The 14,656-nt window shown below is 30.7% G+C and carries 14 protein-coding genes; 10 read left to right on the plus strand and 4 right to left on the minus strand.

Annotated features, from left to right (window positions below; genetic code table 11):
- Nucleotides 1–114: 114 nt before the first annotated feature.
- Entirely contained in the window at nt 115–501 is a 387-nt protein-coding gene (locus Q4Q47_RS01625) for a nucleoside triphosphate pyrophosphohydrolase family protein (RefSeq protein WP_303304910.1), read from the minus strand.
- A gap of 405 nt (nt 502–906) precedes the next feature.
- Between Q4Q47_RS01625 and Q4Q47_RS01635 the strand changes: the two genes are divergently transcribed.
- The 8 genes from Q4Q47_RS01635 (at nt 907) to Q4Q47_RS01670 (ending at nt 8,039) form a co-directional block, all read left to right on the plus strand.
- Nucleotides 907–1,965: a hypothetical protein gene (locus Q4Q47_RS01635; protein WP_303304912.1), complete on the plus strand. Its 1,059-nt coding sequence runs from the start codon at nt 907–909 to the stop codon at nt 1,963–1,965.
- Between the two features lie 457 nt (nt 1,966–2,422).
- Nucleotides 2,423–2,683, plus strand: coding sequence for a hypothetical protein (locus tag Q4Q47_RS01640; protein ID WP_303304913.1), 261 nt, complete (start codon nt 2,423–2,425; stop codon nt 2,681–2,683).
- A 4-nt stretch (nt 2,684–2,687) separates the two neighbouring features.
- On the plus strand, nt 2,688–3,695 hold the full coding sequence (locus Q4Q47_RS01645) for a chymotrypsin family serine protease (RefSeq protein ID WP_303304914.1): 1,008 nt from the start codon (nt 2,688–2,690) through the stop codon (nt 3,693–3,695).
- Between the two features lie 16 nt (nt 3,696–3,711).
- Complete coding sequence (locus Q4Q47_RS01650; RefSeq protein ID WP_303304915.1) at nt 3,712–4,128, plus strand: hypothetical protein; 417 nt, start codon at nt 3,712–3,714, stop codon at nt 4,126–4,128.
- Nucleotides 4,129–4,252: 124 nt separating this feature from the next.
- Nucleotides 4,253–6,100 carry a tetratricopeptide repeat-containing sensor histidine kinase gene (locus tag Q4Q47_RS01655; protein ID WP_303304916.1) on the plus strand — a complete coding sequence of 616 codons (1,848 nt, stop codon included), beginning with the start codon at nt 4,253–4,255 and terminating at the stop codon, nt 6,098–6,100.
- Nucleotides 6,097–6,720 (plus strand): response regulator, encoded by a 624-nt coding sequence (locus tag Q4Q47_RS01660; protein WP_303304917.1) that lies wholly within the window; start codon nt 6,097–6,099, stop codon nt 6,718–6,720. Before Q4Q47_RS01655 ends, Q4Q47_RS01660 begins: the two co-directional genes overlap by 4 nt.
- 72 nt (nt 6,721–6,792) lie before the next feature.
- Nucleotides 6,793–7,611 (plus strand): hypothetical protein, encoded by an 819-nt coding sequence (locus Q4Q47_RS01665; RefSeq protein ID WP_303304918.1) that lies wholly within the window; start codon nt 6,793–6,795, stop codon nt 7,609–7,611.
- Nucleotides 7,612–7,652: 41 nt separating this feature from the next.
- Nucleotides 7,653–8,039 (plus strand): response regulator transcription factor, encoded by a 387-nt coding sequence (locus Q4Q47_RS01670; protein WP_303304919.1) that lies wholly within the window; start codon nt 7,653–7,655, stop codon nt 8,037–8,039.
- A 442-nt stretch (nt 8,040–8,481) separates the two neighbouring features.
- On the opposite strand, the gene Q4Q47_RS01675 is transcribed toward Q4Q47_RS01670, so the two are convergent.
- The gene (locus tag Q4Q47_RS01675) at nt 8,482–10,521 is read right to left on the minus strand and encodes a dipeptidyl-peptidase 3 family protein (protein WP_303304920.1); all 2,040 of its coding nucleotides are present in this window, start codon (nt 10,519–10,521) and stop codon (nt 8,482–8,484) included.
- A 185-nt stretch (nt 10,522–10,706) separates the two neighbouring features.
- Between Q4Q47_RS01675 and Q4Q47_RS01680 the strand changes: the two genes are divergently transcribed.
- Nucleotides 10,707–11,729 carry an SRPBCC family protein gene (locus Q4Q47_RS01680; RefSeq protein ID WP_303304921.1) on the plus strand — a complete coding sequence of 341 codons (1,023 nt, stop codon included), beginning with the start codon at nt 10,707–10,709 and terminating at the stop codon, nt 11,727–11,729.
- Nucleotides 11,730–11,821: 92 nt separating this feature from the next.
- Nucleotides 11,822–12,187 carry a fluoride efflux transporter CrcB gene (gene crcB, locus Q4Q47_RS01685; protein WP_303304922.1) on the plus strand — a complete coding sequence of 122 codons (366 nt, stop codon included), beginning with the start codon at nt 11,822–11,824 and terminating at the stop codon, nt 12,185–12,187.
- A gap of 100 nt (nt 12,188–12,287) precedes the next feature.
- Here crcB and Q4Q47_RS01690 read toward each other — a convergent pair whose 3' ends face one another.
- Complete coding sequence (locus Q4Q47_RS01690; RefSeq protein WP_408612149.1) at nt 12,288–12,875, minus strand: DUF1684 domain-containing protein; 588 nt, start codon at nt 12,873–12,875, stop codon at nt 12,288–12,290.
- Between the two features lie 69 nt (nt 12,876–12,944).
- Nucleotides 12,945–14,357 (minus strand): cytochrome P450, encoded by a 1,413-nt coding sequence (locus Q4Q47_RS01695; RefSeq protein ID WP_303304924.1) that lies wholly within the window; start codon nt 14,355–14,357, stop codon nt 12,945–12,947.
- Nucleotides 14,358–14,656: the final 299 nt, after the last annotated feature.

A 14,656-nucleotide genomic window follows, 5' to 3' on the forward strand; every position in this document is an offset into this window, starting at 1 on the left:
TATTATATTTTGTCATTCAGAGCGCAGCGAAGAATCTTATGTTTTTTTAAATAAGCACATTATCCTTTTAAAAGATTCTTCGCTGCGCTCTGAATGACATTTTTTAGACTATTTTTATTTATCTAATATAGATTCAATATTAGGTTTAAAGTAATTAGGCCCTTTAAGGACTTTACCATCCTCTCTATAAATAGGTTGGCCATTTTCTCCCAATTTACTCATATTACTGCGTTGGATTTCATCAAATACCTCTTCAATTTTATACTGCATACCATGCTCTATAATCGTACCACATAAAATATAAAGCATATCTCCTAGGGCATCGGCTACTTCAACTAAATCATTATTATTTGCAGCTTCTAAATACTCTTCGTTTTCTTCTTTCATTAAATTGAAACGCAACGTATTCTTATCGCTTCCTAAATCTGCTTTGGGTGATTCCCTATGCCCTATTTTAAATGCCGTATGGAATACTTTTACTGCTTCTATTTTGTTTTTCATTGAAATTTTAATTTTCATTTCCGTGAAAACGGAAATCTCATCCTTATTAATTCATTAAATTTGCATAAAAATAACCATATGTTTAGTAAAGGTCAAATCATTTTCGGAGTTTTATTTTTTATTGTCTTCGCTATTATAGTAGGATATACCTACCGAAAAGATTTAAAACTTCATAAACGCTTTTACTCTGGCAGTATATGGGTACTGATTGCTTTTATTGCTTTTATTTTATTTATCGTGGCTATAAAATTCTTTTTCAAATAAACACTTCATCCGATTTTTAAGCTTTTTATCGATTGTTTAGTTTTTTTTAACGTAATCTACTTCATGATGTTTGTTCAATTTAACTAATATTTCTAGTTATGTACAATCAAATCTATTATTAATCAATTTATAATAAAACTTATGAAAATTTTTAAAACATTATTTACATTAATTGCCTTTTCAATATTAATATATTCGTGTTCTTCGGATGACAACAATAACATTGGAGATGAGCAAAATCAATTAGAAGAGCTTCCTGTGCCAATTGCTAATTTAAACTCTGATATTTCTATTGAAGGTGCAACAAAAAATGCTGGAACACCTCCAGCACCTAATAGCAATATAAACCTAGCAATAAGTTCTGATAAAGCAGAAGCTTTTCAAAGTTCTGGTTTTAATCTAAAATTTTCTACATCAGAAGCTAATATTGCTGGTGCTTATTTATTATTTAAAGATTCTGATAATAATAATGCCTCTGATTATTTTGACATTCCGGTTTCTAGCTTCAAAACAGCTGACAAATCTGTAAATACTAAAGATAAAAAGGGTCCATTAAGATCTAACAGAACCCTAACTGAAGGTGAGTACGAAATTGATATAGATTTTGGAAGTTCTTTCCCTCCTGGAAAATTCTGTGCTGACTTATGTATTTATGACCAGGAAAACAACATTAGTCAAATTGTTACCGTTTGTGTAGAAGTAGAAGCATGGGGTGGTAATACAGCTATTGTTGGTGAATGGATTTTAGAAGAATCATCTGATGATGATGAAAAATTTCCTCTTACTTGCGAAAATCAGCAGTCCATTGAAATTGATTATAATCAGGTTATTAAAGAAGAGATTATACTTAATATTGAAAGCAATGGTGATTTTTATGTAAAGGATTACGAAGAATATAAAGGATTAGACTATGAAGCCTCAAGAAATAGTTGTAGTGCAATTTATCATGATGAAATCAAAAAGTATGATGATAAAGAAACAGGGAAATGGGCTTACAACGAAACTAATAAAACTTTAACATTAGTATCATTTAAATATGAAGATTTTATTAACCCTCAAGAAAGTGAAGATTATCCTAATGGAGAATTATTATTTGAAGGTGATAAAGTAGAAATCATCAATGGAAAATTAATAATTACTGAGACTTATACAGAAGGTAGTCAAACTTATACTGATACGTATACTTTTATAAGAAAGTAAATTAGTTAGCAAAAACGCAACTAATGAGTCTTCCTCAATAGGTTGATCGTTTTTAATAAAATCAAACCAGAGCGTATAAATGCTCTGGTTTTTTGTTTTATATAGGTTGGTCTTCTTTATAGTTATAAGATTCAAATAAAATTATTTGATAGATATTATTTTACTGCCAGCTCCGGTTCATTTACTCTATATCATTTATAGATTAAAATACTTTTTAAATAATTCCTTATTTCCAAAACCTCATCTTATTGTATGAAATTTCATATTAGTAAACATATTTTATTATTTTAACGCATTGATATACCCACTATTGGGTATGTTTTTATATAAAACCATACTACATATTTGCAATATTAATCAACTTAATCCAACCCTCATGAAAAAATTAATCTCACCCGTCACCATGTTTCTATTTGGCATTATTGCTTTCGCTGCGATTATGATGATTACCCATAAAATGGATCTTAACTTCGAAAAAGACCCCCACTTTTGGTTTTATCGGGTATTAACAGCTCTTGCTGCAGCTTCCATTAGTATTTCTATACCTGGAATGATTTCCTTAAATAGTAGACCCGATGGAAATCCTATCACACGTTTGAACGCACAAGGTGCCAGTGAACCTAATCCAATGTCCCTCTTAGAAAAGGAACCTACCATTAGTGCTTCTGGTGCTATTGCCGTGTTTGTATTAGTTTATTTGTTTAACCCTTTGGTTTAAAATTATGAAATATTCAGATGCAATAGATTTTTTCCCAAGTTTTGAAAAATTTGTTTTTGATAATATCGATAATGCTACATATGTAGCCATCGTAAAAAAAGATGTATCAAATCCAGATAATGATGATTATTATTTTGAAGTTAGACATGGAAGCAAAACAATTAACATAGGTGCTCCCAGTCTTTTTCGAAATAAAAAATTCAATGAGATTGTCAACCAATTTCCAATTAAAAAAGAAGATTTTGATATTGATTATGATGATAATATTACTTTGCAGAACAGAACGTGTAAAAATAATTACAACCCTTTTCTTTCAAAATTAGAACAACCAAACGGAGGTTGTAGTATAGCTAATAATAAATTTATGTACTTAAGTGGTACTTTAGGCGCTTCATTTAAATTAAAAAACCAAAATTCAATATTTTTCATATCCAATTTTCATGTTCTTGCCGATTTTAATTCTGATAGATTCGAAACTATAATGCATCCAAGCAATCATGATGTAAATACCCTCAAACCATATATAGAATATAATCCTATTGGTACACTATACTGGTACTGTATTGATGATTATATAGATGCTGCAATTGCTGTAGCTAATTGTAATTCAAAAATAAATTCTGGAATTAGAGCAAGTAACAATCTTAGCATAAAAAGCATCATTAAACCCAAAATAGGCATGAACGTAATTAAATGTGGAAGAACTTCTGGACTATCTAAAGGTGTTATACGTTCTACTATATGTTCTGTAATGATTAAGGATAAACGTATAACCAATAATTCCAGTGGTTATAGGATCTTCAAAAATCAAATATTAACAAATTGTATGTCGTTGCCTGGTGATTCCGGCTCTCTATTAATGACCGATGATGGGCATCCATTAGGTCTTACATTTGCTGGAAATCAAAAAACAGCGTCTTTCCATAATAATCTACAATACATTTTTGATAAGCCTAAAATTTTCTGCAATGCCAGATCAATGCCCCCAATCAAACTTGACAAATTTTTATAACTTTAAAACAAATATTATGATTCAAATTTTAACAGACAAAGTAGATTCTTACTTATTATTTGATAGTAAACTATTTTCGCTTCATGGAGAGTTTACTAAATGGGATAATGGTAAAGTATTAGAAATTAAGTTCAAAATAACTAAAGGAGAACGCTCATATCAAATAGAAGATGTTAATTTCTGTGTAGTTCATAACAGACTGGAAATTCACATATTTAAGAATGATAACATGATACAAGATACCTTTACGGCCACTTATAAAAATCTAAAAGGAATGTCTCTAAAATCAAAAGAGATAAGAAATTTAGATTTTATAGACTACTTTAAAGATCCAAACCCAGTGCTTGAAGACTGTTATACTCCTAATCAAAAAGGAAATGGTGGCATTGAACCAGAAGTAAAAAAAGGCAATATTGTTGTTGGACACCCATAATAATGCTATTTTAAGAATCGTTATAATTTATTGTTTATTTTCAAGAACCAGAATTATTATCTATTTTACAAGATAAACTAACATAACAATGTATCGAAGTTATAACCTCTTGTATCGCAACTTTTTGAAAATTATAACTTTATTTTTCTTTTCTATATCGCTCTGTTATTCACAGGGCGATTCTGATTCTACTTATTATTATTTTCACCACACCACCCCAAAGAGTAAAGTATTATTAAAAATCAACTCTTTTAAAGACCATTCGTTTGGTGAAGATTATTATAAACTTATCTATTTTAGTAAATTAAAATATTTAGATTCAATATCTAAATACCTAAAGAGAACAGTTGAAAGCAAAAACATTCCTGAAAATAAATCTGCTAAAATCCTATATTTTCAAGGATTCATGAATAAGTTATCAGATAATGATTCTCTATTTTTAAAATATAGTAACCTTGCTTATAAAAAAGCTACAATCATAAATGATAGTCTGACAGTACTATACAGCCTATCGGCATTATCGCAATCATATGATTACACTAATGATTATCCATACAATCAAGCATATCTTAATTTATTAGAAAAAAAAGCAAACGAATATAATAGTTCGCATTTTAAAAAAGTTCATCAATTTTTAAATGGAAATTATTATCTATTTCGAGATAACGTAAAAAAAGCATTGAGTAATTACCACAATCTTTTAAAAAATAAGTTTGATAAAAAAGATAGCACATTAATTTTACCTGCATATAATAGTATGGGAGTTTTATTTCAAACTATAAAAAAGAATTCAGATTCGGCAATCTACTATTATAAGAAAAAAATTGAATTTATAAATGCTAGTCCCAGCCATCAAAGTGACAAAAGCTATTTCAATACCTATATAAATATTGCTAATTCATACTTATCAAAAAATGACTTAAACAATGCCGAATCATATTACATCAGGGCTAGTAATATAAATATTGAAGAAAACAAGATATTCTATAAATCTGTTATTGAAAGTAATCTTTCAAAACTATATAAAAAAAAGAAAAACTTTGAATTAGCGTTTTCCCACCTTAAGAATTATAATAAATTTAATGATAGCTTGAAAAAAGAAAAACAACGAATAGCAATAGCCAATATACAAGAACAATACGACAACGAAAAACTACGCGCCGACAACCTGGAAATAGAATCCAAACGAAAACAAAATCAAAATTTACTAATAGGCGCTTTAATCTTTATACTCTTTGGAGGCATCACCGCTTATCTCATTCAAAAAAACACCAAACGCAAACAAAAACTAGCCGAGCAAGAAAAAGTCTTAGAAACCCAAAAATTAGCAACCGTTTTAAAAGAACAAGAACTCATGAGTATTGATGCCATGATAGAAGGGCAAGAAAAAGAGCGTCAGCGTATAGCCAATGACCTTCATGACGATCTAGGTGGATTAATGGCAACTGTTAAACTTCATTTTAATGTACTTAAAGAGAAACAAACTCCTGAACTATTTAATAAAACTAATATATTACTTGATGAAGCATACCAAAAAATACGCTCTATTGCCCATGCTAAAAATTCTGGTGTAATTGCCAAACAAGGCTTGCTTAAAGCCATTCAAAACATGGCTGAAAAAATTTCCACTTCGAACAAAATTTCTATTGACGTCATAGACTACGGCCTAGAAGACCGTTTAGAAAACAGTTTAGAATTGACTATTTTTAGAATTGTTCAGGAATTAGCAACCAATATTATTAAACATGCCGAGGCTACGGAAGCTACCATACATTTAACCAACCATGATGAAAGCTTAAATATTATGGTTGAAGATAATGGCAAAGGGTTTAATCCAAGCCAAGTAACCACTAAAAATAAAGGTATGGGAATTAGTAGCATCGATAAACGTATTGAACACTTAAATGGCACTATGACTATAGAATCTGAGCCTAGTAAAAGCACCACGATAATAATAGACATTCCCTTATGATACGACTCGCTATAGCAGAAGATCATCAATCATTAATTGATGGTATACAATTACTCTTAGAATATGAAGACGGTATAACCATAGTTGGTACTGCAAACGACGGTATTACTTTACTAGAAATCGTTGATCGTAAGCAACCAAGTGTGGTATTAACCGATATTAGAATGCCAAAAATGGATGGTATTGAAGCGACCAAACAAATCAAAAAAAAGCATCCACATATCAATGTGCTCGCCTTTACTATGTTTGAGCAAATAGAAGCCATTCAGCAAATGATGCAAGCTGGGGCTTCTGGTTATATTCTAAAAAATTCATCCTTAAAAGAAGTATATCATGCTATTTTAAGTGTTTCAAAAGGAGAAACTTATTTAGATGCCAATATTAATACGAATGTTTTAAATTCAAAATCAGATATTAAAACAAAAGGTGTATTAACAAAACGGCAAATAGAAATTCTAGAATTGATTGCTCAAGGAAAAACCTCTAGAGAAATTGCGGATTTGCTTTTTATTGGTATTCACACTGTTGACACCCACCGTAAAAATATGGTACGTATATTAGGACTTCAGGGGAAAGGTGAATTACTTCGATATGCTCTAGAAAAGAAATATAAGTTTTAGATTTACCCAGTATTGGGGATGTTTTTAAGTCATAAGGATTATTAGGTTTGAATAAACTAAAACTTAATAATTATGAATAAGAAAAGCGGTTTAATCATAGTCTTTTTATTATACTATTCAACAACAATTTTTTCACAAGAAATTAAAACCACCTACAGATTTGACATCCCTGTATACAATAAAGGGATACAATATAGAGAAGGACATAAAGTAAAAATTATAGACACATCAGACAACTCTATAAAATTTGTTTATATTAAGTTTAAAAAAGAAAAAGTCTCACAAACTATTTATAATGCCCAAAGCAAACTTAAAACATTAAATGACATTTATTATTACGACAATACATTTAAATCTTTAGACAACAATGATGAAACAGAAAAAATACAAGTACATACTTTAGCTAAATCTACTTTCTTAAAGGCAACTTCTAGATATTATTACTATCATAGGTTTAAAGGTGTTAAAGCTGGTCTTTTTACTGTTCCATTCAAGCTAAGATTTGATGATTTTGATTTTGAACAGAATGTAAATTTGGGTATGAGTGTAAGCTTTAGATTTAGATTGAACAGAAAAGTAGATAATGATTGGCTAATCTCACCTACTCTTGGCATTGGTCTGTCTACAATTAAATTAAATCCAAAAAACAGTAATCTCATAGAAGGTGAAGATTCTAATAGGTCTGCTAGTGCTTTTAGTTTATCCGGTGGAATTCTTTTAGAGTTAAAGGAAACTATTAATTTAAGTTTCCAATATGGGTTTGATTTTTTGGGTAATGACGATAAAGATATTGATTGGAAATACAATAGACAACCTTGGTTAGGCATTGGGATAAATATTGGATTTCCCATTTCCAAGAATAGTGACCAAAACGAAAATGACAAAAATTAAGCACCTTATAATAATACTTCTTATTTTATTCAAAACCTCAAATGACTGCCATTCAAGAAATTTTAAAAACCATAAATGATATAAAGAAAAAGAGTCGCCTACTTTCAAAGAAGGACATACATACCCTTTTAGAAGCTACAAAATCCATCACCAAACATAAGGAGCTCATAAACTCTTTGATATTCCTTTATACAACTCAAGATCATAATATTCAAAAAAAAACAGTGCTCTTAACTAAACGAGAAGTACAAATTCTACAACATATAGGCTATGGAAAAAACACAAAACATATTGCTACACTTCTAAACCTAAAGAGCTCAACCATTGAAACACACCGAAAAAATATTAGAAAAAAATTAGGTCTTGTCGGAAAAGGGAAACTCATTCAATATGCCATTTTAAATAATTTAAGGATATCTGGTTCTTAACAAGTCACCTCGCGACTAGTCCATGAGGCGTTAAATTCAAAAAAAATCGAGGTAAACACCTAAGTATCAACCCCTAAAAAACCAATAAAAACAACACATCACCATCGACAATAAAATCTTGACTTAATTATAGGAAATATCTTATTAATTTATATATTTTATCAGTTGAACCACCCTATATGGCATAATAATTGTGTTCATTGTAACAACTAGGTAGGAAAAAGTACATTTAAGCTGTTATATAAATAGTTGTAAGATTTTCACGCAACCTTTTTAATTTTTTTGCATCTAGTGTTTAACAAACAAACTCAAAAAATGAAAATACTAATTATAATTAGCATCCTTATTGTTGTTAATTTAATTCTTTTGACTTTTAGTGTTAACAAAAGAACAGACCCTTAATTAAGGGTTTGTTCTTTTGTTTGTTTATATTCTAAGTAATCTAGTTTACTTCTGGTAAGAAATTATAGTTTTTACTATAATCTAACATCTGACCAGCAAAGGATTCTGGCTGAGTCACCTTCACCCCAATTATTTCCCCCGTTTCATTTTTATCTGCTACTAATACTGGATTTACAAAACCATTATAAGGTGCCGATAAAAATTGTTTATTACGCTCTAAAACTTCTGCATGTATAGCTTGATCCACTTTGACACCATAATTTTCTACTAAGGCTTCAACTGCTTCATAATCTCCTTCAGATTTTATACGTTGTGTTTCACGTAATAATTGTCCAAAAAGTTCATGCAATTTGTCATAATCATTAATATTGAAATATGTTTTTCTATCACGTACCACTTTTTCGATAACATTGGCTGCTTTCCCTTTTTCAAATACCCAGGCACTTACCCATTGCCTATTTCGCATATGTGCCTCTTCAACATCATCACCTAAATTTAAACGAATTAACTGCATAACAAGTCCATTTCTAATATAGCCATCATAAGCTGTTTTTCCTATACTTTTCCAATCATCAACCAAACCTAGTTCTTGTAATTTAGCATCATACAAATAATACAATCCAACTAAATCTGCACGTCCTTCTTCTAAAGTTGAAGCATAATTTTTTAAGGTTTCCTTAGTTTCTCCTACTCCCGGATTTAATTGTCCTGATGCATGTCCTATAACTTCGTGCAATGCTGTATGCAATTTATCTGCTAATTGCCCATATTTTTCCTCTAATTTTAGTTCTTCTTCATCATGAACGAATTCTTTTAATCGCTCAGAACCACCCGCATTATTATAAGCATTTATAATATTTCCTAAAGAAACAGATTTGCTTCCTACTTCTTTTCTAATCCAATTAGCATTAGGTAAATTCACTCCAATTGGTGTACTTGGTGAGGCATCTCCTCCTTCTCCTGCTACCGTAACTACTTTATATGTAACACCGACGACACTATCCTTTTTATGGGCCTCCATTAAAGGAGCATGATCTTCAAACCATTGTGCGTTATCTGATAATACCTTCATTTTTTGAGACATATCAAAGTCATTAATCTGCACAATGCTTTCGTAAGATCCTCGATATCCTAATGGATCGTTATATACTTCAATAAAACTGTTTATATAATCAATATTACCTGCTGTAGCTGAAGTCCAGGCAACATTATAATCATCCCAAGTTTGTAAATCACCCGTTTTATAATAATCGATCAACAAACCTAAAGCATGACCTTGAGCCTCGTTTTCAGCAACTCCTTTCGCTAATTCCAACCATTTAACAATTTCATCAATTGCCGAACCATATAAACCTCCCGATTTATATACACGTTCTTTTAATACACCATTTTCCTTTACCAATTGCGAATTCAATCCGAATGACAATGGTTTTTCAGGATTTGGAGATTGCTTTGCAGCATAAAAACTCTGCACATCACTATTAGTAACATCTGGCCCATAAAAATTAACGGCAGAAAGCCCAACATTATCAACACCTTTTGCTTGATTTACTTTTTTAGCATCTGTATCATTAAAAATAACATCAAAAGAATCTCCTTCTAATGTCGTATTTGTATCTGCTAATAATTGTTTCAAATAATCTGAAGAAAACTCAGGTTTCAGCTTACTATTCGAATAATGATGATGAATCCCGTTACTAAACCAAACCCGTTTTAAATAGGTTTCAAAAGCCTTCCAATCTGCAGACCTTTTATCACCACTATAATTTGAATATACATGCTCAAGGGCTTTTCTTATTTTAAGATTATGTCTATAATTTTGATCCCACATAATATCTCTCCCCGCTAAACCAGCTTGGGTCAGATAATATACTAATGTTTGTTCTTTTAAAGTTAAATTTCCCCATCCCGGGATTTGATATCTGAGTATTTTAATGTCAGCAAACTGCTCTACATTATAATCAAAAGCAGTGCTTTCTTTTACGCTTAGATTTTCTGTGTTTTCTTTAGATTTATCCTGACCACATGATAAAAATAAAGTGGTAACTAGTACCAGATTTAGGATTGATTTTAGTTTCATTTTATAAAAATATTTTAATTATTGTTCAAATAAACGGTAGTTAATAGCCTGAAAATTATTGATTAATTAAAAAAGCAATCATTTAATTAATAAAAATTTATTTTCGACGTAACAAATATAATAATTTATTAAACGAAGCCTAAAATGATTATATTTGATTTGTATAATTCTTCAAAAAAATAAAAATGAAAGCTTTTAAGTATATTTTGTTCTTATTACTTATTGTAATTATAGGAACTGCCATCTATATTGCTGTACAACCAAACTCATTTGAAGTTACCAGAACTAGAACAATAAAAGCACCTGCTGCTGTTATTTATAATAATGTTATCGATTTTAAAAATTGGGAAGCCTGGTCATCTTGGGTTGAAGCAGATCCTGATATGAAAATTACACTTCCCGAACAAACCAAAGGTGTCAATGGTTCATATTCCTGGGAAGATAAAGATGGCATTGGAACGATGACTAATCTAAAAGTAGAAGAAAATAAATCAATCACTCAAGAAATGCAGTTTGCAGAGTTTCCAAAATCTGATGTCTCTTGGCGTTTTAAATCAAATGAGGATGGCTCAACGGATGCTACCTGGACGATTTCTGGTAAAGACTTACCTTTTGGTTTTAAAGCATTCGCTACTTTTATGGGAGGTATGGAAAAACAAATCGCACCTCATTATGAACGAAGTCTTGAAAAATTAGATAGTATCGTAATTTCTGGTATGAAGAAATATAGTGTAAAAATAGATGGTATCACTCAGCATAGTGGTGGCTACTACCTGTATAATACAACATCTTGTAAAATAACCGAGTTAAAAGCTAAAATGACCGAAATGCTCCCTAAAGTTGGAAGTTATGCTATGACTAATAATATTAATATGGCTGGAGCGCCTTTTGTATATTATCATAAATGGGATGTAGAAAATAATGCTGTTATGTTCTCATCTTGTGTGCCAACTACAACAAAGGTGATCAGTAATGATAGTGAGATTCTTACCGGACAGTTGAAACCTTTTAAAGCTGTTAAAACAACACTTAAAGGTAATTATGAAAATTTAAAAGAAGCTTGGGAAACAACCATGAAATACATACCGGAAAATGGTTTAGAGTTTACAAAAAAAAATGGTCCGATGCTAGAAACTTATTTAACAGATCCTATGAGTTATCCAAATCCTGCGGATTGGGTTACCGAAATATATATTGCTGTAAAATAATATATGAACCATTCGTACCTAACTGTTCTTACTTCTATAAGCATAAAACGGATGCTTCATCAGACCATTAAAAAACAAATTAAATAACACTGATGAAACATCTTTTACTGGTTTTTTTAGGTGGTGGCTTTGGTAGTGTACTACGATTTGTTATTGGTAAATATCTAAATAGTGCAGAAACTGGTATTCCTTATGGCACTTTTGCAGCCAATATTTTAGGAAGTTTACTTATTGGTATCATTCTTGGCTTAGCAGCAAAAAATGATTCTTTAACGCAAAACCAAACCTTACTTTTAGCCACTGGTTTTTGTGGTGGCTTCACCACCTTTTCAACCTTTGCTTACGAAAACCATGTATTTTTAAAATCGGGGGATTTTACAAGTTTTGCTATCTATACTATTGCTAGTTTTATTATTGGTTTTTTAGCTGTGTTTTTTGGAATGTATTTGGTGAAATGAGGTTTTGACTTTGTCAGAAAAATACGCTAACTTCGTTTAACATTAGATACAAAACATTAAAACGATTTCATATCAAGTCGTTAAACGATTCAAGATTTATTCAATGCTTATCAAAAACCTTAACCCCTGCCTCAATCCTTGTTTTTAAATAGTTTTTTCTAGGCACTATAGGACAAGAATACTTATCATTATAAGCACAATACGGGTTATATGCTTTATTAAAATCAATTATAAAAGTATTTCCTTCTGGAATTCTAGCATCAATATAACGTCCGCCTCCATAACTTTCTAATCCGTTAGTTTCATCTAAAAAAGGAAGAAATAAATAATCTTCATAACCTTCTTTTTCTATCAAGCCCAGATTTTGATAAATATTTAAGGAGAAGCTTTTTCCTTTTAAGTCAAACGATAATTCTCCATATTTTACATATTCAGGAAGTCTGGTAGTTGTTGTTTTCATTTTAAAAGACTTTTCATTTGGCGTTCTTTTAAACTGCGCTTTTACTACATAAGTTGAATCAAAGTTGAAGAAGTCCAAACCTTCAAATTGCTTTCTGTCTTTATCTTTTAATGGTGATGTTGTGGCATCTTTGTATTCTGCGTTTATTTTTCTTTGAAACTCGGTGTCTCCTAAAAGAGCTCTCTTTTCCTGAGCGCAACTAAATATAGATGCTAAAAATAACACCATTAGAATGTTTCTTGAAGCCATTGTTTTTATCTTTTTAAAAGAGGTTATACTATTATGCATGTTCTTTTTTTAGTCTGGTACTACTGGTATAAAAGTTATTTTTAAGTTTTCAGGATACATGGTAAACTCAAATCGTTCTCTAATGGTTTCTGGTTTTACTTCTAATTTAAAATCAAAATGCTTACATAAGGTGGAAATTAAAGCAACCATTTCTGTTTTTGCTAAATGCATGCCTGGGCAATATCTTGGGCCTGCTCCAAAGGCCCTCATAACATTGGGAGCATGATTTTTATGCATCGGACACTCACTAGCCATCCATCTTTCAGGAACAAAATCATTAGGATTAGAAAAATAATCGCTATGCGTTTGCGCTACCTTATTCTGTAAAATAATACTAGTTCCTTTTGGTATAGATACCTTATCTATAATGACGTCTTTATTAGATTCCAAATACAATTGAGGTGTTGTTGGCTTTAATCGCATCGCTTCCTGAGCCACTGCGCTTGCATATTTTAAGTCCTCTATATGTTCATAAATATTTGGTGCATCTTCAGTGTATACTTCCTTAGCTTCCTCTCTAACCTTATGTACAACTTCTGGGTGTTGTGCTAAATAAAATAGCCCCCAAGATAACGAGTTCGACGTTGTATCTTCTCCTGCCAGTAACATGGTAAACACATTGCCATAAATCTCTTCATCCGTAAAATTTACATCCTCATTTTCTATTAATAAAGCTTCTAAAAAATTTGAGGGTGCTTCTTTTAATTTCGGATTCTCTGCTAATCTCTTTTTAGCCTCATCAATAAACTCATAGATGACTTTTTCTATAGATTTTAATGAATCGTCAAGTGTTTTATCTTTTTTTCTTTTGAAATACCTCCAAATAGGTATTGGTGCTGTAACACGCGCATTAATCATTGGGAAAATGACTTCTAAATGATTTTGAAAACTGTTGGACTTATCATTTATGGTATCCAGCTTATGTCCGAAAGCAATCTCCGTAGTAATATCGATTGTAAACGCCATAAATTCTTTTTGCACATTTACTATGGCCTTTTGCTGGGAATAGTTTTTGAATTTTTCAAGAATAGTCTTAGTCTTATCCAAAATAATTGGATAATACGCTTTTACGTTTTTTACATTTAGAGCTTCAGCTGTTGGTTTTCTATGTCTTTTCCACGCAGTTCCTTCTGCATTAAAAACACCATCGACTCCCATTTCTTTTAAAATTTCATCAATCTTAGAAAAACGTTTAAAACCTTCTGGTCTTAATCTCAACATTTTATTATTAAAATCTGGATTTGCAGAAACCACAAATTCTTTCCCAACAAAATGTATTTTAAATAGCTCGCCGCACTCTTCAACCCAGCGTTCTAAAACCTGATGTTTATTATAGGTGTTAAATTGAGGCAAATGCCCTAATAAGAATGTTCCTTTTGGGGATTTTAAATCATTAATTTCATTAATCTGACTATCAACCATATACACGTTACACTTTAAATCTAATTGGGTTTAGAATATTATCTTTTCTTAAATATTGAAAAAAATTCTCATTTCAAAAATACAACTTAAGAATATTTTATATAGCTTTGTGACTTCAAAATAAATAAAAATGCGTAGTAACGTCACAATTTATAGAAAGCAATGGACCTCTTGTTTAAAGACAAGGAGTAGGGCTTATGATATATTGTGGTGATATGAATATAAAATATTACAATATTAAAAAGTCCGACTTCTAAGTCGGACTTTTTATTTTTAGTGAAACTTGGAAACTTAATAAG

The sequence above is a fragment of the Flavivirga spongiicola genome, from assembly GCF_030540825.1.
GTDB classification, from domain to species: domain Bacteria; phylum Bacteroidota; class Bacteroidia; order Flavobacteriales; family Flavobacteriaceae; genus Flavivirga; species Flavivirga spongiicola.

Excerpts from the sequence above, each read along its gene's own strand:
- Q4Q47_RS01625 (WP_303304910.1), bottom strand. The coding sequence starts at position 501 with ATGAAAAACAAAATAGAAGCAGTAAAAGTATTCCATACGGCATTTAAA.
- Q4Q47_RS01635 (WP_303304912.1), top strand. The coding sequence starts at position 907 with ATGAAAATTTTTAAAACATTATTTACATTAATTGCCTTTTCAATATTA.
- Q4Q47_RS01640 (WP_303304913.1), top strand. The coding sequence starts at position 2,423 with ATGGATCTTAACTTCGAAAAAGACCCCCACTTTTGGTTTTATCGGGTA.
- Q4Q47_RS01645 (WP_303304914.1), top strand. The coding sequence starts at position 2,688 with ATGAAATATTCAGATGCAATAGATTTTTTCCCAAGTTTTGAAAAATTT.
- Q4Q47_RS01650 (WP_303304915.1), top strand. The coding sequence starts at position 3,712 with ATGATTCAAATTTTAACAGACAAAGTAGATTCTTACTTATTATTTGAT.
- Q4Q47_RS01660 (WP_303304917.1), top strand. The coding sequence starts at position 6,097 with ATGATACGACTCGCTATAGCAGAAGATCATCAATCATTAATTGATGGT.
- Q4Q47_RS01665 (WP_303304918.1), top strand. The coding sequence starts at position 6,793 with ATGAATAAGAAAAGCGGTTTAATCATAGTCTTTTTATTATACTATTCA.
- Q4Q47_RS01670 (WP_303304919.1), top strand. The coding sequence starts at position 7,653 with ATGACTGCCATTCAAGAAATTTTAAAAACCATAAATGATATAAAGAAA.
- Q4Q47_RS01675 (WP_303304920.1), bottom strand. The coding sequence starts at position 10,521 with ATGAAACTAAAATCAATCCTAAATCTGGTACTAGTTACCACTTTATTT.
- Q4Q47_RS01680 (WP_303304921.1), top strand. The coding sequence starts at position 10,707 with ATGAAAGCTTTTAAGTATATTTTGTTCTTATTACTTATTGTAATTATA.
- crcB (WP_303304922.1), top strand. The coding sequence starts at position 11,822 with ATGAAACATCTTTTACTGGTTTTTTTAGGTGGTGGCTTTGGTAGTGTA.
- Q4Q47_RS01690 (WP_408612149.1), bottom strand. The coding sequence starts at position 12,875 with ATGGTGTTATTTTTAGCATCTATATTTAGTTGCGCTCAGGAAAAGAGA.
- Q4Q47_RS01695 (WP_303304924.1), bottom strand. The coding sequence starts at position 14,357 with ATGGTTGATAGTCAGATTAATGAAATTAATGATTTAAAATCCCCAAAA.